Genomic DNA, 22,550 nt, shown 5'->3' with positions numbered 1-22,550 from the left:
ACAGATGTCAAAAAAGCAAGTAGGAGCTACTATGAAAACCATTTCCCCGGATTTATGTAATGTCAATGTAATAGGTGTAGATCGAATCAGCTATAAGTAAAATTTGTGATGGCGGCGTTTGTTATTGTCGAAAAAAGTCGATTAATTTGATATACTTTGTATTAACTTTAAAGGAGGAAAAATAATGAGTTTACAACTAGGAGATGTTGCACCAAACTTTGATGCGGTCACAACAGAAGGAAATATTAATTTTTATGATTACGTTGGAGACAGTTGGGTAGTACTTTACTCTCACCCATCTGATTATACACCGGTATGCACAACTGAATTGGGAAAAACAGCATCCCTGAAGCATGAGTTTGACAAGCGTAACGTGAAAGTCTTGGCACTTAGTGTGGACAGCGTCGAGGATCACCATGGATGGGTAAAAGATATTAATGAAACCCAGCATGTGGAGGTAAACTTTCCGATTATTGCGGACAAAGACAGGAAAATAGCAGAAGCTTATGGAATGATTCATCCCAATGCATCTGCCACTGCGACTGTGCGCTCGGTTTATATCATCGATCCAAATAAAAAAGTACGGCTTACGATTACCTATCCTGCGTCTACAGGCAGAAATTTCCAGGAAATTTTGCGTGTGATTGATTCATTACAACTTACCGAGAATTATAGTGTTGCAACACCTGCTGATTGGAAGGATGGAGAGGATGTTATTGTAGTTCCGGCTATAAAAACAGAGGATATTCCATCAAAATTTCCGAAAGGCTATAAGGAGATCAAACCTTATTTGCGCACAACTCCACAGCCGAATAAGTAAGAGTAATCAGCTAATAACTTAATGAGCTATTAGCTGAACTTTTAACAAATCAGTGAGTAACGATGATATCAATGAAACAACTTATCATATACCGTTCAATTTTTTTGCTTGATCATTGAAAAATTGAAAATTTTATAGTAGGTTTGGTATAGTTTAAATAAATCTGTTCGGGTTCTCACCATCGCCGGTAGTAATGTGGACTATTTTTTTAAGCAAAATTACTGAGAATTAACCCTGTGTTTCCTAAATTATGATACATCAGTATTTCTATATAGGGCCACAACAATCGTACAACAACAAATTTTTTATTAATGAAAACCGGAAAAGTAAAATGGTTCAACGCGCAAAAGGGATTTGGATTTATTATTCAAGAAGACGGGACCGACATTTTTGTTCACTTTAAAGACGTAAAGGGCGGAATAGATGCAATCAAAGATAATGATCGAGTGGAGTTTGAGGTAGCCGATGGAAGAAAAGGCCAGCAGGCTGTAAATGTGAAGAAGATCTAGTGTGTATAACTTCTGCTTAAGCTTGTATTAAGAAATTCTAACAGCCCGTTATTACGGGCTGTTCTATATTATGTTACCCTTTTATTAATAATTCGTAACCTTCAATTTCGGATCGTCAGTGCTGTTCGTAAACTTCCGGGTTGACTATATGTAATAAAGGTCGTCCCTGGAACGCGGCGATAACGTTTTTAGCCGCAATACTGGCCATCCCATTTCGCGCTTCTACAGTATTTGATCCTATATGAGGGAAAACAGCTACATTAGGCATATTGAGAAGCGGGTTGTCTGCTTGCATCGGCTCAGGATTAGTTACATCTAGTCCGGCTCCCCATATTATACCTTGCTGCAAGGCTTCGATGAGATCGGGTTCATTGTGTACGCCACCTCGCGAAGGATTTATAAAAATGGCAGACGGCTTCATTTTACGGAAAACGTCTCTATTAAACTTATTTTTCGTCTCCGGTGTTAGAGAAGAGAAAGCAACTAAAACGTCACTTTGACTTACTAAGTCGTCGAAGGATACACGTTTTGCCCCCAGGTTTCTTTCGGCTTCTTTATTGTGCGAACGGTTGTGGTAAATAATAGGCATATTAAAAGCCGCCTTTGCTTTTTTTGCTAGTTCGCAACCAATATTACCTAAGCCAAATATGCCTAACGTTTTACCCTGAAGGGAAAAACCAAGATCATCTATTGGTTGGCTAAACCCCCATTCTCCTTTAATAATTTTTTTATGAAGGTACAGTGCTTTCCGCGATACAGCAAGCATTAAAAGAAAAGCGGTGTCAGCGGTGGCTTCGCTTAATACATCCGGCGTATTGCCGACAGGAATACCCCATTTTGTGGCCGCCTTAATATCAACGCGGTCATAGCCAACAGAATGGAGTGAGATGATTTTCAAATGCTTGCATGCTGCAATAAATTCACTATTGAGCGGCCCCCAACCGGCAGTTAGCAACGCGTTGTGTTTACTGCAGCGATCAATCAGCTCTTGTGTGCTAAGTTCTCTTCTGTCAACGTGTTGTTCATAAGTTATGCCAGCCTCATTTAAAAGATCTAGGCCGATTTGCGGGATCATGCGGTCGATAAATACGGTCATACGTAATCGTTTTATTATAATAATTATACTAACGATAAATAGTTAATCCTGCTTTAGGTGGTTCCCTTGCATTAGGTATTCCTAAATCGGAACGATGCTAATGGGCAAAACCAAAAAAAATACTAAAACAGATTATTGCGATAACAAGTAGTGTAATTCCTACATAAAGATAGTCTTTCTCTAACAAGAAAGCCACTAACGAAAATATTATACGCAGAATTGGTGTTAAAAACAAGAGTAATATTCCCAGCAGGATTACATCATCGCCTCTTCCATGTGCCACCCCAATAAGTGTTTGCTTAGATAATGTTAAGATATCTATGTCTTTCTCTATAAAGGTACCGTAGTGAATTGTTTCACGCTCATGATTGAACAGATAAATCAATCCACCCAAAGCGGCAACACCAAGCGCCGTCCAAACGCCGTATCGCAATAGATTTCCTATAACCAGCTGGATATCTCTATCTTTTACTTTCTCATTTTGCATTCGTTATTGAATTAGAGCTTCCTCTCATCATATTATATATTTCCGGCGGCGCCGTTATAAATCATGTTGAGTGCCAAAATAATGATGATAACGGCAAAAAACATTCTTAATTTTTTTGGGTTGGCCCTCAGTAGGACTTTAGCACCCGTCATAGCACCCAATAAAACACCTATTACCACCGGCATGCAAATATCCGGTTCGATATATCCTTTCTGCAAATAAATAACAGCACTGGCGGTAGCAGTGACTCCCATCATAAAGTTACTAGTGGTTGTTGACACCTTGAAAGGAATACGCATAATATTATCCATAGCGATTACTTTAAAGGCACCGGATCCTATTCCAAGTAATCCCGAAAGCATACCCGCCAAACCCATCATGCTAAAACCGCCTATTACGTTTTTGGTTCCATAGGAGATAATCCCGGAAGTGCTGGGATAACTTGAAGGTAACTTTAATGCTAAAGCCAAGGAGCTTGAGGATTTCACATTGTGTTCTTCCTTTTTACGCAAAGAATTTAACGCTGAAAATATAAGGGTACAACCAAATAGAATAGCGATTAAGCTGGTTGGTGCAATGGAGGCCAGCAAGGCTCCTCCCACAGCGCCTGCCGTTGTCGCTATTTCTAGAAACATTCCTAAGCGCATATTCGTGATCCCTTCTCTTACATAAGCTGCAGCTGATCCGGAAGATGTGGCAATGACCGAGACAAGAGCAGCGCCAATAGCATAATGTATATCAACACCCAATACTACTGTCAACAGCGGGATAATTACCACACCTCCACCAAGTCCGGTAAGCGATCCAATAAATCCAGCACAGCACGCCCCAAATAACAAGATGAGTGTAAAAGTTAAAACTGTCATTAATATGGTGTTTGGCTTCAAACTTAGCCAATTTGTGGGGATTATACAATTAGATAGCCTAGTGTGGACGTTATTTTTAAAGCTTTTAAAAAAAATTTCCGTTTTTTGCTTATATTAACTATAATGGACTTATGAAAATACTCCATACTGCCGATTGGCATTTAGGTAAGAGATTAGACAAGTATTCAAGGCTAGAGGAGCAGCGCGCTGTATTGGATGAGCTAATTGCCCTAGCAGATGAAGAGGAAATAGATGTTGTGTTAGTCGCCGGAGACTTATTTGACGCTTTTAACCCGGCCGCTGAAGCCGTGGAACTTTTATATAGAAGTTTGAAAAGATTGGCAAAGAATGGTGAACGAGTTGTTATCGCCATCGCTGGTAATCATGATTCGCCCGATAGAATAGATGCCCCCGATGTATTGGCTCGTGAATGCGGGATTGTGTTCGTCGGTTATCCACAGGCCACAATCGCTGTAGGTGAATTGTGTGGTGGCTTTTGTATTACTAAGAGTGAACCTGGCTTCCTCGAGATAAAGGTTCCGAAATACGATTATCCGCTTCGTTTGCTGTTAATGCCTTACGCTAACGAATATCGATTGAGAACATTTTTGGGTGTGGATAATGAGGAGAAAGAATTGAGAAGTATTTTGGAAGCCCATTGGGAGCAGCTGGCAACAAAGTATTGCGACAAATTTGGCGTAAATATATTAACGGCACACCTCTTCGTTATGAAGAGGGGAGAAGTCCCCCCCGAAGAACCCATCGATGAAAAACCTATACTGCACATTGGTGGTGCGCAGGCTGTCTATAGCGAAAATATACCGGAGAGTTTACAATATGTGGCATTAGGGCATTTACATCGATATCAGGAAATAGATAAAGCTCGCATGCCTATTGTGTATAGCAGTAGTTTATTAAGTTATAGCTTTGCTGAAGCGGGTCAACAGAAAAATGTAGTACTGATAGAAGCTGAGCCAGCCAGAGCAGTAGATTTCCGGCAATTGCCACTAAAAGCAGGAAAACCACTATATAAAAAACGTTTCGAAAGTATATCAGAGGCTCTTGAATGGTTGCACCACTGCGGTCCTGCCTGGATTGAATTGACAATGGTAAGTGAAGATTTCATGAATGCAGAAGACCGAAAGCAACTTCTACAGGCCCACGACGGCATCGTTACTATCATTCCTGAAGTAAAAACCAAAGGAAATGTAGCTGAAGAGACTAGAACAATCGATTTAAGTCAGTCAGTCGAAGAATTATTTATCCAGTATTTTAGCTTCAGGAACAAACAGCAACCAAATGAGGACTTGTTAAAACTATTTACAGAAGTAAGAGCAGAGCAGATAGACGAATGATTCCAATTTCATTAACTATAAAGGGACTTTTTTCCTATCAAAAGGAGCAAACGATTAATTTCGCTCGACTAATTGAGGGACAATTATTCGGCATTTTCGGTTCCGTGGGTTCAGGCAAATCATCGGTTTTGGAGGCGATTGCTTTTGCTTTGTACGGAGAAACCGAACGACTGAGCACCCGGGACGATAGAAACTATAACATGATGAACTTGAAATCGGATGAGTTGCTCATTGATTTTGTGTTCAGCAACTTCGACGAAAAGCAGTATCGATTTATCGTTAAAGGGAAACGCCATGGCAAGAAATTTGAGAAAGTAAATACTTTCGATCGGTCTGCTTATAAGTTTGAAAATGGTATGTGGCAACCTTTGGAGGTAACAACTGCGACACCTTTATTGGGACTTAGTTACGAGAACTTTAGACGTACCATTATTATTCCACAAGGCAAATTTCAAGAGTTCTTACAGCTGACAGATAAAGCCCGAACGGAAATGCTCAAAGATATTTTTCAGCTGGACAAATATGATTTTTTTCAACAGACCGCCTCTTTAGAGCGAAAGAACAACGAAGTGATCCAACGTCTAAAAGGACGTTTATCTGTTTTTGAAGGAATAAATGAAACCTATGTTGGTCTCGCTTTGCAAAAATTGCAAAGCTTGGCAGCAGAAGTCTCGACAATGAAGGCCGAGCTTCAACAGAGAGAAAGCGACCTAAAAGAGCAGGAGATATTGAAACGATTATTTGAGGACTTAAAAACTGCTGAAAACTCCTATAAGCAGTTGCATCTTAAGTCATCGGAATATCAGCAGTTGAAACAGCAATTGAGTGATTATGAATACTGCGAACGTTATTTTAAGGTAAATATACAACGAGCGGAAGAGCTGGCAACAGGAATAGAAAAGCGAAAAGAAAGCTTGAAAGAATATCAGTATAAGCTCAAAAACTGCGAAACATTACTGATGGAGCAACAGCAAGAACTTGCCAATATCACGTTGAAATATCAATCACTTGAGCTCCTTAATCAAAAGCGTAACGATTATCGGACTGCTTTGCAAATATTGCAGTTAAAAGAAGATATCGATCATTTAAGTGGACGAATTATCAAGGGGAAAGAATTTGTCCATAAAGCGCAGCAGGAGAAGATATATCGAGAAAAAATAGCCTTAGCGCTTCGAGAAAAACTAAAAAAGAAACGGAATGAAAAGCTGGATTTGAACACCTTATCGCAGATAAAAAATTGGTTTACTTCCCGCGAGCATTTAGAAAAAAACAAAAAAACAAGCCAATTAGCACTTGATGATATAACTGGAACTTTAAAGCAACTTGAAAGTACCATCGACGACTTACTTGTTGGGGTAACTACTCCGATCCAAAATCATAAAGAATCATTAGACACACGCATAAAGACCATTGATTTTGAGCTCGATAAGCTTTCAAATGAAATTGCGCATGCCCGGATGCAAGTTAAATTAGGTGATTTTGTCGCGGCCTTGCAGCGAGGTGAAGCTTGTCCGCTTTGTGGAGCATTGGAGCACCCTCAAGTTATGGTCTTAGAGGATGTGGAAAATCAGCTCCAACAATTAAATGCTAAATCTGTACATCTCAAGGACGAACGGAATCTCGTGCAGGGACTTATACGCCAGCTTGAAATATTAGATGGAAAAAAAGCCACCATTCTTAAGAGTCGGGACGAACTCCTTTTTAGGGCCGAGTCAGACGAACAGGCATTACAAGTACATTTCCAATCCTTTATTTGGGAATCTACTTGCGGTAGAGACGATGCCCGCACTATTGATCGGTTACTTGAAGAACACAAAACCGCAGAAAAAGAGTTGGAACGACTGGAACTGGAGATTAATGAAAATGATGCCATTTTGAAAAAAGCAGAAATAGATAGAGATCAATATGAAATCGGAATACAAAAAATAGTAGCAGAAGAACGAGTAAAGGTTGGGGCCTTAAATATGCTCACGAAACAACTTCACAACTTATCTGAAGATGAAGTTTATCAATATGATAAAAACTATCTGGAAAACAGTATTTTAGATATAGATAGTGAAAGTAAAGCTATTGTCGATCAATACGAGCAACTTCAAGCTTTGGTACAGGAGGAGCAACAGCTAAAAGTATCGTTGGAAGCAAGATTTCAGGCAGTCAATGAAAACTTAGCTGCCGAGCAGGAACGTCTGGACTTTATTACTGATCAGTTACGAGGTTCTTTAAGTAAATCGAAGTATGGCAGTTTGAATGAAGTTAAAAATATATTAAATCTAGCAATTGCTGTAGAAGAGGTCCGAAGCAGTGTAGACCTATTCTTCCAACAATTATATAATGCGAAAGAACAATATACCAAGCTAGCTACGGAGGCTAGCGATAAAGTTTACAATGAGGAGCTGTTTCTAAGGTCATTAAGCACTTATGAAGTGCTCAGGGATCGATTCAATCAAGAACAAGAGAAATATGCTGCTGCCAAAGCAGATTACGATAGGCTTCTAAAGCAACTCGAAGAAAAACAACAACTAGAAGACGATTTGGCGCGTTTACAGCATCGAGCAGATAACCTGACTATTCTTAAAAGCCTATTTAAAGGAAGTGGCTTTGTTAGTTATATATCCACGGTTTACTTACAACAATTATGTGAGGCAGCGAACAAGCGTTTTTATAAGCTTACACAGCAGCAATTGCGACTGGAGGTAACCGATAAAAATGAATTTCAGGTAAGAGATTACTTAAATGATGGTAAAACCAGATTAGCCAAGACCTTGTCCGGCGGCCAGACTTTTCAGGCTTCATTGTCGCTAGCCTTAGCTCTTGCGGAATCTGTACAACAACAAAATCGATCCAAGCAAAATTTTTTCTTTTTAGATGAAGGCTTTGGTTCTTTAGATCGGGAATCATTGGCAGTGGCGTTTGATACGTTGAAAACATTACGAAACGAAAATAGAATTGTGGGGGTTATTTCTCACGTAGAGGAGTTACAGCAGGAAATAGATGTTTATCTAAAGGTTAAAAATGATCCTTTTACGGGCACTCAAATAAGTGGAAGTTGGGAAATTAAATAAAAAGGATCACACCGAAGCATGATCCTTTGGAGCGAAAAACGAGGTTCGAACTCGCGACCTCAACCTTGGCAAGGTTGCGCTCTACCAACTGAGCTATTTTCGCATGAGGAAACAAATATAAGATAGATAAATATTCTTTGCAAGCGGTAAGTAAAAAAATTGGGTCTTTTTACAGCATTCACTGATACAGGCCTTTATTTCTTCAGGCCTTCTGAGGATATATTATTTGGAAGGAAATAGGTGAACAATTTAAAAAACAATGCTAAGAAATCCCATATAAAGCGGTTATTATCTTGTGCACTTTCACCGCAATCTATCGATGCCGAACGTTGTAACAGGTGTTGTAGTGTTTTTGACTGATGATTAATACCAAAAAAATGTGTCAGTTTTAGAAGGTAATACTCGAAATATAAATGACCCCAGATTTCCATAAGAAAAGATTTTCGCTTTATTTTAAGAGGATTCCCATAAATAGATTCATAATCCTGTTGTATAGCATTGGCTAACCATTCCGTTCTCTCTCTTACATTACTATCCAAAAAACGCCATAGGTTAATATTGTTTGTAATATGAATAAGTCCAGGCTCATAACCTACGCGTATGGTAAATGAGTGATAATGAAGTATTCGTTCTACCATCGTTTTATGGCGCGAGGTTTGGATAGGAGAGATATTCGGGAAGGATGATACGGACTTTCGGTGTTTTCATTACTTATTTAAATTAGAAGAAGAAAATGCACTTCTTTTTGGAAAGCTTGTGGTAAGTCCTTCGGTTTTCTCTTTCGTAGCTTTTATAGGTAACATAAAATAAAAAATTGAACCTTTCCCAGGTTCACTTTCCAGTCCGAATTTACCCTTATGATGAGAAATAATTTGTGCGCAAATAAACAGACCCATTCCTAAACCTTGGTGTTTATGCTTCTCATCACTCACTCTATAGTATTTATGAAATATATATGGTTGCTTCTCTCTGGGAATACCTTGTCCACGGTCTTTCACACATACCTTTAGCCATTTCTTATCGATAATCTCGGTATAAACAAGGACTTCGGTACTAGTAGGCGAGTATTTAAGCGCATTTGTTAAATAATTAGTCAGCACCTGTTCTAGTCTTTCCTGATCACCTTCCAGCCATACTTTTGTATTACAATTGACGTTAATCTGCCTATCAGGGTAACTATGTCTGACATTTTCTATCGTTTGCCTTAGAAAATCCCGACAATTAAACACAGCAAAATTATACTCCATTTTTCCCGCTTGTAATCTGGAAGAGTCCAGAAGGTCTTTTGCAAGACGGTTCAATTTATTGATTTGGTTCAGGCCCTTAGATAATAGCTGTATGGTTTGTTCGATGTTTTGACTGTTAGCGTTACGTAATGCCAATTGTAGGTAGGCATTTATAGAAGTAATTGGCGTACTAAGTTCATGTCCCGCAATACTGATAAATTCTTCTTTGGCGGCTTCGGTCATTTTTGTTTTCTGAAGCTCATCCTTTAAGAATCGATTATCATGGTACAATCCTGCAATATATTCTTGTCTGTCTTGAATGGATTTAATTTTAAAAATCAAGAAATCCGTACTGTAATCCCCAAAGAGACAATCCAGCCATAATCCGGTATACGTTTCGAACTTAATTTTCTGTTTGATTGATGACGGAGTAATCAACAGAACGGGAGTGTCTTTTACATTCGGGTTATTATTCATTACTCTTAAGACTTCTTGCGCGTCGCTACCCTCAAAAGCGTCCGCTCTTAGTATTAAGAGTTTATATTTATATGTGAAGATATGTTGCAGTGTTTCATCCGTCGACATAGCAGCCTGGGCAGGCAGGTTATTTGCTTCCAAAATTCTCATTAAAGAATTGTTGGCTTCAGCTAAACTATCAAAAACCAGTATCATACAATCTAATTTACAACGTTAGGTGGTTTGATCTGACTTACTAATATCAATAAATCCTATTTACTAATAAAAAAAATTACACGAAATTGCGTTTTCTGAGGACGGAATTCTTATTTACGCCACTATATCTTTAGATTGTTGCGCATAACTCTCTAACGAACAATATCCTTGAACTACTAAAACTTTTATATTTTATACGAAACATCTAAGTCTTTCTTTTGTTCTTAGATACACAAATTAAGCAATATTATGGCAAAGTATTCAAAAAAGGCAAGTGAGAAGGTTGAAGAAACTATGCATGAAATGAAAGAAGGTAAACTGAAGAGCGGAAGCGGAAAGAAAGTCACTTCAAAAAAACAGGCTGTAGCCATTGGCTTATCGGAAGCGAGAAAAGAAGGCGCTAAAGTGCCAAAGAAAAAATAAGTAAGTTTCACAACATCACTATTTAGTAGAATCCTTATTTTTTTTCAGCATGATGGTTTTTTCTCTTGCTTGCAATAGATGGTTTGTGAGTAATTGATTTAAACCCTTGTCGTTGTCAGCATCGGCTTGGCTTACAATTGCAGTCGCTTCGAAGTACTCATTATCAATATGACCGTTAATGTCTAGTTGGATTTTACCATTTTGCAATAAACGTCGAGTGTATTGCATATTTGATATAGCGGGTTGTTTTTTTTGATATGTCATAACTTTCTTCAAAAACCTGTCTTATGGAAACAACAATTCCCAACTAATTGTTGTAATTTATTGCATTATGTTTGTGATTGATCATAGGCAATTAGTTGATCAGCACATATTATTTATGACAAAAGCCGCTGTCATCTCACGACGGCAGCGGCACAAACACACATGAAAATATTTTTATTTCCCTACGCGGTTTTTCTCTGAGCTATCTAAATTTCTTTCAGATATTTTCAGCTTTTGATTCCCAAAGTTAAATGTAAAAGTCAACCGGGCCACGCGACTTTCCCACGTGTTGAAAACACGGACATTCAAATTTGAGTAGTCTGTTTTGACTGTGTTTGGTCGCGTATTAAATATATCGGTAACTGCAAATTTTACCTGCGCTTTTTTATTCCAGAATGATTTGTTAACACCGAGATCTAATCCCCATGACGTGCCGATCTGGTAAATGCTCCACCGTAGAGGAGAGCGATACTGCAGGGTAGCTTCGAAACGTAAACTCTGCGTTACATTGAATGTATGATTGCTGTTCGCTTGTACGGCGAATTGGCCGAAATCTATAGGCGCGGCAGGAATATCTGCCTTATAACCGAGATGCATGGCATTAATATTTGTGTTACTACTCCAGACTTTACCAAGTTCTAAAGGAATATTCAAATTTGCAAAATATACATTTTCGCTTGCGATATTCTCATTCGTTACATACACTATATTAGTTTCATCATCTTGGTACATCATTTCTCCAACCATATCTTTGGTTTTCTGGTATCCTGCTGTTAACGTATATTTCTTTAGAAGTGTATAGCTTAATTCGTAAGAATTTGTATATGACGGGTTCAGAAATGGATTTCCTTGTTGATAGCTGTAAGGGTCAACATAGAACAAAAACGGATTGAGGTTTCCATAATTTGGCCGATTTATTCTTCGACTGTAGGACAGGCCTATACTTTGCTTATCAGATAGTTGTTGATTTAAGCTGATGTTTGGAAAGAGACTTAGATAATTCCGTTTATTTCTCACATTCATCGTTATCGAATTACCGTCAGAATAAGTATGTTCGGCACGTAAACCGGCTTTAATCTCGGTTTTGTTAATGGTTTGATTGTAGATCGCATAAGCAGCGCTAACCCGTTCTTTATATATAAAATGATTCGAGCGATTTTCGTTATTTTGCCAGTCACCATTTATCTGATTGTAAAAGCCCATGTTGTTGTCACTTTTCACGCTGCTGTATTTCATTCCCAGTTCGATTTTACTTTTAGAATTTAACGGATGAGTGTAATCAATCTTCGCTGTCTGTATATTGATGATTGAAGGCATATCGTTTAAGATGAATTCCGGGCTTCGTAAGTTCTCACCGTTCGATCTATAAAAATAATTGTCATAGTAGTTGGATGTTTTATCACTGAATCTAGAAACATCTACTTCAGCAACAAGTTTACGTCCATTGGTATCGATATTAAACGTGTTATTAACGTTAAAGGACAGATTGTTATACTTGTTTCGACCGCGATTTAGCGTTGTAAGTGTAGAATCCAGAGGGGCATTTAAATCTGAAATCCGGTTGTTACTGGTGGAATGATCATTTCCTTGCAAGAAAAAGCCGGAGAATAAACCGCTTAATGTATTCCGTTCCGATGTTTTATAATCAATACCACCCCTTATACTGCTGCTCGCGCGTTCATTTTGGAAATCAGCAAATTGATCGAATACTTTTGCCGACGCGCTTTGCCCAACAATTCTATATAACTCCAGTGTGTTATTAAAATTGCTGTTAACGTAGCTATAATTTCCGAAAAGATTGACTTTACCTGTTTTGTGATTAATTTGCAATGAATTATTCGACTTATGGGTACGGCCGTATCCTCCGCTCAAACTCAATGTTCCATTGGTACCCTCCATATTATTTTTCTTCAATTTGATGTTAATAATCCCGGCAGTACCTGCTGCATCATATTTCGCGGAAGGATTGGTGTTTAATTCAATGGATTGCACGTTATTGCCGTCCATCGATTTTAACATATTAGCTAATTGTTCAGCAGATAGATAGGTTTGTTTCCCATCTATCATAACTGTTACGCCTTGACGTCCCATGAGGCTTATATTCCCATCTTTGTCAACACTTACGCCAGGTGATCGTTCTAATATATCCATTGCACTGTTACCTGCTGCTAGTGCAGTATTAGCGACATTTACAACCAAGGCGCCATCCTTACGTTCGATGGAAGGGGTACTAGCCGTAACAGTTACCTCTTTTAGTGCATTTGTCTCTGGCATTAGAACAAAAGAAGCTGCTTGTATCGTTTTTTGTCCGGATCTTATCGCAATAGGTAAATAAGTCTTGCGGAAGCCGATCATAGATGCAGATAATATATACTTCCCTTCGTCTACCGCAGGTATCTGATAGTTACCTTTCTGGTCACTGAATACTGAGCGAATATAAGATGAATCTGCGGCCCTGAGCAAAATGATTGTCGCTAAGTCAACAGGTGCACCTGTTTGGTCCTTCACGGTTCCTTGAATATTTGCTTTCTCTTGTGCCAGCACGCAGATAATGAAAGAATAGAAAAAAAATAGGGTTAGTACAGAGATTCTCAATAAAGGCATTGGTTTATAATGTTTTTTGTGTGTGTTTGGAATATTCATGGCTAAATTTCTTTTTGCCAAAAGTATTTATCATATACATGTTCTTGAAGATGAATTAGGTAAATGCATTCAAAATCTCGGTAAACGACCTGTTTTATTGGGTAAATTTTCGATTGTGCTAGAGGATTAGTTGTTGCAGACTAAAAGGACGATTTAGCTTTTGACAAAGGATTGTTTTATTCTTTTGATGTTCCATTGATCAGTAAGGTTTAATTTTTTTATGCGTGTTTAATGTGCTTACTGACTTATAGACGCTCAAAATGCCAAAACGTTGCAAGTAATCACATATTTTCGAAAATAAATAATCCCTAAGCAAATGAACCCTGATAGTATGGCTTTGTGTGCCGTTAAGTATGCATCGTGAGAGAAGCGAGGGATATATTATAAGGGGAGGTCGGAAGTGGATTCGAACCACTCTGGGATCTCTTGCGGAGCTCCGCCTAACCGCTCGGCCATCCGACACGTTCTGATTTGGATCAAAAGTACTGATATCGACGGGCTTTACTTATACAATCCGATCGCAGTAAACGTGCAGTTGATGTGTAGTTAAGAACCCGTTCTTTTGTTTTCTCCTTTTTAGGTGCAATAAATATTCCGCATGATTTGTCAGTCCGTAAATATGCATTAACAAAAAGCCCGGCTGCAGAGCCGGGCTTTTTGTTAATGTTGTTCAATCCATTTCCTAGCATTGACGAACGCTTCTATCCATGGAGAAATTTCGTCATTCCTATCACTTGGATAATGAGCCCAATGCCACTTAAATAATGAACGCTCGATATGAGGCATCATTACAAGATGTCTGCCCGACTTATCACATAACATGGCGGTATTGTAATCAGAGCCATTTGGATTAGCAGGATACGTCTCATAATGGTATTTCGCCACGATATGATATTGGTCTTCTCTATATGGAAGTTGAAATTTACCTTCACCATGTGAAATCCATACCCCCAAAGTCGACCCGGCCAGACTTGAAAGCATTACCGAATTATTTTCCTGTATTGTCAGTGCTGTAAATCCGCTCTCGTGTTTATGGCTGTCATTATGTAACATTTTGGGTTTAGATTCATGGTCGGGATTAATAAGGCCAAGTTCAATAAAGAGTTGGCATCCATTACAAATACCAACAGACAGTGTATCAGGACGTTTAAAGAAGTTTTCGAGTGCAACTCGGGCTTTTTCGTTATACATAAACGCTCCCGCCCAGCCCTTTGCCGATCCCAAAACATCTGAATTGGAGAAACCTCCGACAGCACCAATAAATTGGATGTCTTCCAAATTTTCCCGCCCGGAAATTAAGTCGGTCATATGAACATCTTTCACATCAAAACCAGCTAGATACATGGCGTTAGCCAATTCTCTTTCCGAGTTACTTCCCTTTTCACGAATCACTGCAGCTTTTGGTCTAGGTTTGGTATTATCAATTTGTGGTTTTTTACCATCAAAATGCTTGGGAAACGAATATTTCAGTATATGGTTTTTATAGTTTTTGAAACGCTCGGTAGCCTTTTGCTCACCACTTTGTTTTTGATCAAGCAGATAAGAAGTTCTAAACCAGACATCTCGCAGTTCATCTATGTCAAAGGACCATTTCGAACCGTTGTTTGTTAATTCTAAGACCGCTTGATCGCTTACCTGACCGATCTTATGGAAGGTCACCCCTTTATTGTTCAACTCGAGTTCAATAGACTCATCCGCTTGAAAAACTACACCCACATTCTCTGCAAACAGAAGTTTGATACTATCTTGTTCTTCTAAAGCGGATAAATCAATTTGAGCTCCAAGGTGACGATCGGCAAAGCACATCTCCAACAGCGTGGTGATCAAGCCGCCACTTCCAATGTCATGCCCTGCATGTATCTTTCCGGATTTTATAAGTTCCTGTACGGCATTGAATCCTTCTTTAAATGCGTTAGGATCAATTATGTCAGGTGTATCGTTACCTATACAGTTTAAAATTTGAGCGAAGGATGATCCGCCCAATTTAGGTTTATCTCCGGAAAGGTTTATATAATAAATTGCCCCTTTATTTTTTTGCAATACAGGTTCTACGACGGCAGTGATGTCAACGCAATGCGCAGCTGCAGATATGATAACTGTTCCAGGTGCTATTACTTCGCCATTCGAGTATTTTTGCTTCATAGAAAGCGAATCCTTTCCTGTCGGTATGTTGATACCTAAATCAATAGCAAAATCAGAGCAAGCTTTGACAGCTTCATACAAACGAGCATCTTCACCATCATTTTTACATGGCCACATCCAGTTTGCGGACAACGAAACACTTTGTAGCCCATCCTTTAGCGGTGCCCAAATTATATTGGATAATGATTCAGCTACCGCATTACGACTGCCTGCCGCTGCATTGATTAGCGCAGATAGGGGAGCATGGCCCACCGATGTTGCCACACCGTCTTTTCCTTGGTAGTCAAGGGCCATGACGCCGCAGTTGTTTAAAGGTAATTGAAGAGGACCCGCACATTGCTGTTTAGCCACTCGTCCACCGACACATCTGTCTACTTTGTTTGTTAACCAATCTTTGCAGGCCACTGCTTCGAGTTGTAATAACTGATGGAGGTATTGGTCCAAATGAGTCTCGCTGTAGGAAAGATCCCGATATACCCTTTTTACGGTTTTATCTTCCATAATTGTTTTTGGCGAACTACCGAACATATCGTTTAAAGCTAAATCCATCGGTTTGGATCCATTGCTTGAAGAAGCGATGGTAAAACGGTAATCGCCTGTGACCTGACCTACTGTATAGATTGGTGAACGTTCGCGGTCGGCAATTTTCTTTAGCATTTGCAGATGTTCTTCAGCAATAACCAAGCCCATACGTTCCTGTGATTCGTTGCCGATAATTTCCTTTGCAGACAAAGTAGGATCGCCCACAGGAAGTTGATCTAGATCAATTTGTCCTCCCGTACTTTCAATTAACTCGGAAAGACAATTTAAGTGACCACCGGCACCGTGATCATGTATAGAAACAATGGTGTTATGATCGCTCTCAACTAAGCCACGAATTGCGTTTGCAGCTCTCTTTTGCATTTCCGGGTTGGATCGTTGAATAGCATTTAATTCAATACCGGAGCCAAAAGCCCCTGTATCAGCTGAAGAAACTGCTGCACCGCCCATTCCGATACGATAGTTTTCGCCACCTAGTACAACAATTTTATCACCTGGGCTAGGCTGCATTTTTTTTGATTGTTCTTCTTTACCATATCCAACTCCCCCAGCCAGCATAATTACTTTATCGAAACCTAGCTTACGAGCATCCTCCTCATGTTCAAAAGTAAGAACAGAACCCGCGATAAGAGGCTGGCCGAATTTATTTCCGAAATCAGATGCGCCATTGGATGCTTTTATTAAGATATCCATTGGCGTTTGATAAAGCCAATCCCGCTCTTCCATGGCTTTTTCCCAAGGTCTATTCTCCTCCAAACGCGAGAACGCAGTCATATATACAGCAGTTCCGGCCAACGGCAAAGAACCCTGTCCTCCTGCGAGACGGTCTCTTATTTCGCCTCCAGAGCCTGTTGCTGCTCCATTGAAAGGTTCAACGGTTGTGGGGAAGTTATGAGTCTCCGCTTTAAGGGAAATGACTGAGTTGAACTCTTTGATGGCGTAATAGTCAGGTTGATCAGCTCGTAGCGGGGCGAATTGTTGTAATTTAGGCCCCTTTATAAAAGCCACGTTATCCTTATAAGCAGAAACGATATCATTTGGGTTCTTCTCAGAGGTTTTTCTGATCAACTTAAATAAAGAAGTCGGTTGTTCTACGCCGTCAATTATAAAAGTACCATTAAATATTTTATGTCGACAGTGTTCCGAGTTAACTTGAGAAAAACCAAACACTTCAGAATCCGTAAGTTTTCTGCCGAGTTTTTTAGCCAACGCATTAAGGTAGTCAACCTCCTCATCACTTAAAGAAAGGCCCTCCTTTTGATTATAGGCTGCTATATCTTCTACTTCTAATATAGGTTCGGGTTTTAAACGAACCGTGAAGATGTCTTGACTTAATCCATTATATTTTTGCAATAGCATGTGGTCAAAGTCAGTAAAATCAGGGCTAACCTCCTTAAATTCCTCTATTCGAAGAATATCGGAAATTCCCATATTTTGCGTTATCTCCACTGCATTCGTACTCCAAGGCGTTATCATGGTAGCCCGAGGGCCGATAAAAGAACCTTCCAGACTTTCGCCTGTATGTAATTCAGCTCCACCAAAAAGCCATATTAGTTTAGCTGTTTCATTGGCTGTTATTGGCCGTTCTATTTGTAAAGCAAAAATGGTGTGGTGAGGGTTTTTGAAGAAGTAAATCATGATGTTTTATACGTGCCGCAAAATTAGGCAAAATTGCTTTTAAATGCAATGTAAGAAAGAGATAGCAAACCGTATCCCGCAAGTATTCTAGCCTGAAAAAGTTCTAATAGAAATAAAATCATCAAGTTAAAGGAAATTAAACATGAATTTGTCCGTTTTTAATTTTGTAAGTAAAATGTAAAATGATAAGAAATTCACTTTTACATCTACAGTCGCGGTTCCATGCAATATTGCTTTTAGTTATTCACCTGATTTTTTCGGGAAATAGAATATATTAGCCTTTTATTATTTGTGTATTTTGAAACTCATGATAACCGATACAATATATTTGGTTTCCACTATAGGTTTAGCCATTTTGCTACTGGCATCCATTATTGTATTATTGTTTTTGTGGAAAAACCAGGAGCAATTAAAGGAGGAAAATTTGAGGTTAAAGACGAAGTATGAAGAAATTGAAAAAAAATACACAGGCGTTCATGCAGAGCAGCTTCGGTATAAGCTGAATCCTCATCTATTCAGAAATGCTCTGAATGCGATCCAATCACATGCTTACCAAAGCTACTATGCCTTGGATAAACTATCAGGCGTGTTAGACTATATTTTATATGACACCGACGGACGTTTAGTAACGATAAAGGAAGAGATAGCGTTTGCACGCAATTTTATTGAGATAAATCGATTAAAAACGAGTCCGTTGTTCGATATACGCATAAAGAATAGAATAGACGAGGGAGATCCCCGTTGCAACCAAGCTGTAATCGCACCGCTGACATTTATAAATCCCATAGAAAATGCTTTTAAACATGCCGATCTTCAAAGTGACAACGCCTTTATAAGCGTCAGCTTCTCTTTTGAAAATGATTCCTGGTTTGTACTGCAGGTAGCTAATAAAATCAATGATTTGCCGGTACCGTTAAATACGAAGGGAGGATTAGGAAATACGATCTATTTAGATCAGCTTTCTTCTGTTTACGGCGAAGGAGGGTATTCTTGTAAGGAATCGATAAATAATGGAATTTTCATTACCGAACTAAGAATAAAAATACTGTGAAGGAATTAAGGTGTATTTTATTGGATGATGAGCTGCCCGCACTTCGGTACTTGCGATCGATTTGCGAAGGGTTTAGTAATGTTGAAGTTGTCAAGGCATTTAATAACCCTTTGCGAATGCTAGAAGAGGTTGATCAGCTGGATTTTAATGTATGCGTCCTCGATATTGAAATGCCGCAAATGAACGGAATGGAGTTGGCCGGTAAACTGGAAGGAAAAGCCATCATATTTACTACCGCTTATAAAGAATTTGCCGCCGAAGCCTATGAATTGGATGCTGTAGACTACATTATAAAACCTATTCAGTTTGATCGATTAAAAAAAGCTTTTGATAAATCATATAATTTCCTCCAACGGGAAGAGCTTCCCCAGTACGTCCAGTTGAACAGCAATAAAGGGAAAATACTATTACACTTTGCAATGATTGCATTTATTGTGGTCTCTGAAGTTGATAAAAGAGACAAGAGGGTGATCTATGACGATAGAAGGGAAGTAACGTTAAAAAATATTTCATTTGAACAACTCGTTAAGCTTCTTCCGCGAGACGCTTTTGTGCGCATCAACCGACAGACAATTATTGCCACTCGGTGTGTACATGCCTTTACCCATAATCAGGTTACCCTATTAGTAGGATCCAAGTCTTTTGTCTTCTCCTTGAATGAACATTATCGTAAAGATTTTCTTGCGATGTTCGGCGCTTAACTTTATTACATTTTATTTCTCGTTGGTTACAGAATAGACTGTCAGCGCTTTCATAAAGGATACCTAAGTTCTAAATTCGTAAAAGTACTTTAAAAATTTTCATAATGAGGCGATATAAAGATTTCGTATTTTACGTGGTGAGTATTGGGGGCTTTTCTCTGTTCATCTACTTGCTGATCATTCAAGGTGCTAACTTAGAATTTGAAAAAAATGTAAAAGTGGAACAGATAGGAGTTTCAGGCTCAGCCTGGAGTCACTTTATCGATTCATTAAAATATAACTTTTCTTATCCGTTAGCCACTTTATTATTACAGATCATCGCCATTATACTGGTTGCTAGATGCTTTGGCTATATGTGTAGAAAAATTGGTCAGCCGAGCGTAATTGGTGAAATAATCGCCGGGATCGTATTAGGACCTTCATTGTTAGGCGCCTATTTTCCAGATTTTTCAGCGGTTCTTTTTCCCGCAAGCTCACTGGGGAATCTAGGTATTATGAGCCAGATCGGTCTTATACTTTTTATGTTTGTTGTGGGGATGGAACTTGATTTAGGCATTTTAAGAAACAAAGCGCATGAAGCTGTAGTAGTGAGTCACGCCAGTATAATTTTTCCTTTCGCCCTCGGCGTTGCGTTGGCCTATTTCATTTATCAGGAAACAGCACCTGAGGGTGTCAATTTCATTTCTTATGCACTGTTTATTGGTATCTCCATGAGCATTACTGCTTTCCCCGTATTAGCTCGGATTGTGCAAGAGCGTGGACTTTCAAAAACCAAATTAGGTGCTATGGCCATTACATGTGCCGCAGCTGATGATATAACGGCCTGGTGTATACTCGCGGCTGTAATTGCTATTGTGAAGGCAGGTTCCCTTGCTAGCGCCCTTTACACTATTTTATTATCTGTAGCTTATGTAGCACTCATGCTAAAATTTGTTAGACCTTTTTTAAAGAGAATAGGAGATCTTTATTCCACTAAAGAGAGTTTAAGCAAGCCAATCGTAGGTATCTTTTTCGTAATCTTACTGTTATCCTCTTGGAGCACAGAAGTGATCGGCATCCATGCCCTATTTGGAGCCTTTATGGCAGGCGTAATCATGCCCGCTAATATAAATTTCAGAAACATCTTTATTGAAAAGGTAGAGGACTTAGCCCTTGTCCTCTTGCTACCTCTTTTTTTCGTTTTTACCGGTTTGCGTACGCAAATAGGACTGTTAAATGAACCCGAGCTATGGGGGTTGTGCCTTGTTTTCATTTTAGTAGCTGTAGTAGGGAAGTTTGCGGGAAGCGCAATAGCCGCAAGATTTGTAGGGCAAAGTTGGAAAGGAAGCCTGACAATAGGTGCATTAATGAATACGCGTGGATTAATGGAGCTTGTAGCACTTAATATTGGATATGATCTTGGCGTGCTTTCTCCCGAAGTTTTTGCTATGTTGGTACTTATGGCCCTGGTTACTACCTTTATGACAGGCCCTTCTCTAGCATTTATTAACTATTTTTTTAAGGATAAGCAGGAGGAGAATTCACTTCCGGCATTACAGGTTGATAAATACAATATTCTGATCGCCTTTGGTAATCCACTAACAGGTCGTCTGCTCGTACGACTAGCCAATAGTCTAACTAGAAAAACAAAAGATACGGTAAGTGTTACAGCATTACATCTTTCCATTGCAAACGAATTGAATCAATTCAACGCATTCGAATATGAAAAAGAAAGCTTTGCGCCAATAGAATCTGAGTCAAAGGAGTTAGGGCAGTCCGTTGTTTCACTGTTCAAGCCTTCAGATAATATCGATGATGATATTATAGAAACAGCCAACAAAGGCGAATTTGATCTACTCTTAGTTGGTGTTGGCAAATCTGTATTTGAAGGCACATTGTTAGGTCGGATATTGGGGCTCACCTCTACCGTTGTAAATCCCGAAAGGTTATATGAGACGTTTAAAACGAAAGGTAACTTTTTTTCTTTTGGTGTATTCGACGAACGAACCAAGTATATATTGAAGCACTCGAAAATTCCGACAGGCATATTGATTGACAAACAATTAAGGGAAATAAAAGAAGTGATCGTGCCAATATTCTCCTTGAGTGATAGCTTCCTATTGATTTATATTCAGAAACTTATACAGAATGGCGGCGTCAAGATTTATATCATGGATATTGCAGGTGTCATTAAACAGAATATTGAGTTTAAAGAAGCTATCAGAGCGATTGATGTGGTAGCATCAAATCACCTGTCAGTAATAGACGAAAGAACGATGAATAAGGCATTATTGGGCCAGAAAGATTTGCTGCTCGTTAGTCTGGATAGCTGGAAGAAGGCAGTTGAATCAAGAAGTGTCTGGTTGGCTGAAACTCCTTCTGTACTTATTCTAAAACCCTAGCTCGTAAATAAGCATTTGGTAACATAAATTTTAATTATGGAGACTTTAATATTCAAGACTGATATTCAAACGCCTCTTATTAAGAACAAACTACTGAGCGCGTTAGAAAATATTAAAGGCCTAAATCATTGGAGGCTCGATATCGAATCCATTTATAAACTGTTAATAATAAACGGTATTGGCATAAATTATCTGGAAGTCATCAATGAATTAGGGAAGATTGGTATTCACGCTATTCGTATGTACGAAGAATAGCTGTTTTTAACCTGATAATCAAAAAATCCCGGATATAATACCGGGATTTTAAGGTTGGTTGGTGATATAAAAAATATTAGGCAGATGTTAAGTTGTTGTAAAACTCCATTTTCGTGACTTCTATAACATGTTTATCACAAGAGTAGGTAATAATAAAACTATGAAAATGATTGTCAACCGTACTTTCATTTCCATAAAATAATACATCCATATAACGTACATATTCATAGTCTGACGTCAGGCGCTTGTCTATCCAAGCGTTTTGAAAAGGTTTAACTTCCAGATTCTTTATATCTATTCCTTTCGGCAATCTTTCCGGGTGTTGTAGAAAAAACCTTTTAAGATGATCAGCAAAGTCATTGAGTGCGACAAAGTTTCCCATAATACTTTATTGTTATGGGTAAAACTAGGTATTAACA

Annotated in this window: 18 protein-coding genes and 1 tRNA gene; 9 read left to right on the top strand and 10 right to left on the bottom strand. The window is 38.9% G+C overall.

What is annotated here, in order from left to right; genetic code table 11:
- The first annotated feature begins 184 nt into the window (after positions 1-184).
- Together FKG96_RS16550 and FKG96_RS16545 are read left to right on the top strand one after the other, a co-directional pair.
- Entirely contained in the window at positions 185-820 is a 636-nt protein-coding gene (locus tag FKG96_RS16550) for a peroxiredoxin (protein ID WP_013667122.1), read from the top strand.
- A gap of 311 nt (positions 821-1,131) precedes the next feature.
- A complete protein-coding gene (locus tag FKG96_RS16545) occupies positions 1,132-1,329 on the top strand; it encodes a cold-shock protein (RefSeq protein ID WP_013667121.1) in 198 nt (65 codons plus the stop codon).
- A 115-nt stretch (positions 1,330-1,444) separates the two neighbouring features.
- On the opposite strand, the gene FKG96_RS16540 is transcribed toward FKG96_RS16545, so the two are convergent.
- The 3 genes from FKG96_RS16540 to FKG96_RS16530 form a co-directional block, all read right to left on the bottom strand.
- On the bottom strand, positions 1,445-2,425 hold the full coding sequence (locus FKG96_RS16540) for a D-glycerate dehydrogenase (protein WP_013667120.1): 981 nt from the start codon (positions 2,423-2,425) through the stop codon (positions 1,445-1,447).
- Positions 2,426-2,522: 97 nt separating this feature from the next.
- A complete protein-coding gene (locus FKG96_RS16535; RefSeq protein WP_013667119.1) occupies positions 2,523-2,912 on the bottom strand; it encodes a DUF1634 domain-containing protein in 390 nt (129 codons plus the stop codon).
- A 32-nt stretch (positions 2,913-2,944) separates the two neighbouring features.
- Positions 2,945-3,778: a sulfite exporter TauE/SafE family protein gene (locus FKG96_RS16530; RefSeq protein WP_130855855.1), complete on the bottom strand. Its 834-nt coding sequence runs from the start codon at positions 3,776-3,778 to the stop codon at positions 2,945-2,947.
- A 131-nt stretch (positions 3,779-3,909) separates the two neighbouring features.
- On the opposite strand from FKG96_RS16530, the gene FKG96_RS16525 reads away from it, so the two are divergent.
- Together FKG96_RS16525 and FKG96_RS16520 are read left to right on the top strand one after the other, a co-directional pair.
- Positions 3,910-5,133: an exonuclease subunit SbcD gene (locus FKG96_RS16525; RefSeq protein ID WP_130855856.1), complete on the top strand. Its 1,224-nt coding sequence runs from the start codon at positions 3,910-3,912 to the stop codon at positions 5,131-5,133.
- The gene (locus tag FKG96_RS16520) at positions 5,130-8,195 is read left to right on the top strand and encodes an AAA family ATPase (protein ID WP_130855857.1); all 3,066 of its coding nucleotides are present in this window, start codon (positions 5,130-5,132) and stop codon (positions 8,193-8,195) included. The genes FKG96_RS16525 and FKG96_RS16520 overlap by 4 nt, the downstream gene beginning before the upstream one ends.
- A 27-nt stretch (positions 8,196-8,222) precedes the next feature.
- On the opposite strand, the gene FKG96_RS16515 is transcribed toward FKG96_RS16520, so the two are convergent.
- From FKG96_RS16515 to FKG96_RS16505, 3 genes are all read right to left on the bottom strand, one after another.
- Positions 8,223-8,298, bottom strand: a tRNA-Gly gene (locus FKG96_RS16515).
- Positions 8,299-8,389: 91 nt separating this feature from the next.
- Positions 8,390-8,833: a hypothetical protein gene (locus FKG96_RS16510; RefSeq protein WP_130855858.1), complete on the bottom strand. Its 444-nt coding sequence runs from the start codon at positions 8,831-8,833 to the stop codon at positions 8,390-8,392.
- Between the two features lie 69 nt (positions 8,834-8,902).
- Complete coding sequence (locus tag FKG96_RS16505; RefSeq protein WP_130855859.1) at positions 8,903-10,093, bottom strand: HAMP domain-containing sensor histidine kinase; 1,191 nt, start codon at positions 10,091-10,093, stop codon at positions 8,903-8,905.
- A 249-nt stretch (positions 10,094-10,342) separates the two neighbouring features.
- Between FKG96_RS16505 and FKG96_RS26790 the strand changes: the two genes are divergently transcribed.
- On the top strand, positions 10,343-10,516 hold the full coding sequence (locus FKG96_RS26790) for a DUF6496 domain-containing protein (RefSeq protein ID WP_013667113.1): 174 nt from the start codon (positions 10,343-10,345) through the stop codon (positions 10,514-10,516).
- An 18-nt stretch (positions 10,517-10,534) separates the two neighbouring features.
- Here FKG96_RS26790 and FKG96_RS16500 read toward each other — a convergent pair whose 3' ends face one another.
- The 3 genes from FKG96_RS16500 to purL all read right to left on the bottom strand — a co-directional run bounded on the left by FKG96_RS16500 (position 10,535) and on the right by purL (position 17,743).
- Positions 10,535-10,792: a hypothetical protein gene (locus tag FKG96_RS16500; RefSeq protein ID WP_130855860.1), complete on the bottom strand. Its 258-nt coding sequence runs from the start codon at positions 10,790-10,792 to the stop codon at positions 10,535-10,537.
- A gap of 162 nt (positions 10,793-10,954) precedes the next feature.
- A complete protein-coding gene (locus FKG96_RS16495) occupies positions 10,955-13,423 on the bottom strand; it encodes a TonB-dependent receptor (protein WP_130855861.1) in 2,469 nt (822 codons plus the stop codon).
- Between the two features lie 660 nt (positions 13,424-14,083).
- Entirely contained in the window at positions 14,084-17,743 is a 3,660-nt protein-coding gene (gene purL, locus FKG96_RS16490) for a phosphoribosylformylglycinamidine synthase (RefSeq protein WP_130855862.1), read from the bottom strand.
- 307 nt (positions 17,744-18,050) lie between these two features.
- Between purL and FKG96_RS16485 the strand changes: the two genes are divergently transcribed.
- The 4 genes from FKG96_RS16485 (at position 18,051) to FKG96_RS16470 (ending at position 22,131) form a co-directional block, all read left to right on the top strand.
- Complete coding sequence (locus tag FKG96_RS16485; protein WP_130855863.1) at positions 18,051-18,794, top strand: histidine kinase; 744 nt, start codon at positions 18,051-18,053, stop codon at positions 18,792-18,794.
- On the top strand, positions 18,791-19,495 hold the full coding sequence (locus FKG96_RS16480) for a LytTR family DNA-binding domain-containing protein (protein WP_149105713.1): 705 nt from the start codon (positions 18,791-18,793) through the stop codon (positions 19,493-19,495). The genes FKG96_RS16485 and FKG96_RS16480 overlap by 4 nt, the downstream gene beginning before the upstream one ends.
- A gap of 104 nt (positions 19,496-19,599) precedes the next feature.
- On the top strand, positions 19,600-21,876 hold the full coding sequence (locus FKG96_RS16475) for a cation:proton antiporter (protein WP_130855865.1): 2,277 nt from the start codon (positions 19,600-19,602) through the stop codon (positions 21,874-21,876).
- A gap of 36 nt (positions 21,877-21,912) precedes the next feature.
- Positions 21,913-22,131, top strand: coding sequence for a hypothetical protein (locus FKG96_RS16470; RefSeq protein WP_013667106.1), 219 nt, complete (start codon positions 21,913-21,915; stop codon positions 22,129-22,131).
- 76 nt (positions 22,132-22,207) lie between these two features.
- Here FKG96_RS16470 and FKG96_RS16465 read toward each other — a convergent pair whose 3' ends face one another.
- Positions 22,208-22,513, bottom strand: coding sequence for a hypothetical protein (locus FKG96_RS16465; protein ID WP_013667105.1), 306 nt, complete (start codon positions 22,511-22,513; stop codon positions 22,208-22,210).
- Between the last annotated feature and the right edge of the window lie 37 nt (positions 22,514-22,550).

Source organism: Olivibacter sp. LS-1, assembly GCF_008245145.1.
Classification (GTDB): Bacteria; Bacteroidota; Bacteroidia; order Sphingobacteriales; family Sphingobacteriaceae; genus Olivibacter; species Olivibacter oleidegradans.
Note: the sequence above shows the minus strand (reverse complement) of the source record. Positions and strands in the feature narration are given on the sequence as shown.

Bases quoted from the DNA above. Each gene is read 5' to 3' on its own strand.
- FKG96_RS16465 (WP_013667105.1), bottom strand. From the start codon at position 22,513: ATGGGAAACTTTGTCGCACTCAATGACTTTGCTGATCATCTTAAAAGG.
- FKG96_RS16535 (WP_013667119.1), bottom strand. From the start codon at position 2,912: ATGCAAAATGAGAAAGTAAAAGATAGAGATATCCAGCTGGTTATAGGA.
- FKG96_RS16510 (WP_130855858.1), bottom strand. From the start codon at position 8,833: ATGGTAGAACGAATACTTCATTATCACTCATTTACCATACGCGTAGGT.
- FKG96_RS16485 (WP_130855863.1), top strand. From the start codon at position 18,051: ATGATAACCGATACAATATATTTGGTTTCCACTATAGGTTTAGCCATT.
- FKG96_RS16505 (WP_130855859.1), bottom strand. From the start codon at position 10,093: ATGATACTGGTTTTTGATAGTTTAGCTGAAGCCAACAATTCTTTAATG.
- FKG96_RS16520 (WP_130855857.1), top strand. From the start codon at position 5,130: ATGATTCCAATTTCATTAACTATAAAGGGACTTTTTTCCTATCAAAAG.
- FKG96_RS16475 (WP_130855865.1), top strand. From the start codon at position 19,600: ATGAGGCGATATAAAGATTTCGTATTTTACGTGGTGAGTATTGGGGGC.
- FKG96_RS16495 (WP_130855861.1), bottom strand. From the start codon at position 13,423: ATGAATATTCCAAACACACACAAAAAACATTATAAACCAATGCCTTTA.
- FKG96_RS16530 (WP_130855855.1), bottom strand. From the start codon at position 3,778: ATGACAGTTTTAACTTTTACACTCATCTTGTTATTTGGGGCGTGCTGT.
- FKG96_RS16470 (WP_013667106.1), top strand. From the start codon at position 21,913: ATGGAGACTTTAATATTCAAGACTGATATTCAAACGCCTCTTATTAAG.
- FKG96_RS26790 (WP_013667113.1), top strand. From the start codon at position 10,343: ATGGCAAAGTATTCAAAAAAGGCAAGTGAGAAGGTTGAAGAAACTATG.
- FKG96_RS16525 (WP_130855856.1), top strand. From the start codon at position 3,910: ATGAAAATACTCCATACTGCCGATTGGCATTTAGGTAAGAGATTAGAC.
- FKG96_RS16545 (WP_013667121.1), top strand. From the start codon at position 1,132: ATGAAAACCGGAAAAGTAAAATGGTTCAACGCGCAAAAGGGATTTGGA.
- FKG96_RS16550 (WP_013667122.1), top strand. From the start codon at position 185: ATGAGTTTACAACTAGGAGATGTTGCACCAAACTTTGATGCGGTCACA.
- FKG96_RS16540 (WP_013667120.1), bottom strand. From the start codon at position 2,425: ATGACCGTATTTATCGACCGCATGATCCCGCAAATCGGCCTAGATCTT.
- purL (WP_130855862.1), bottom strand. From the start codon at position 17,743: ATGATTTACTTCTTCAAAAACCCTCACCACACCATTTTTGCTTTACAA.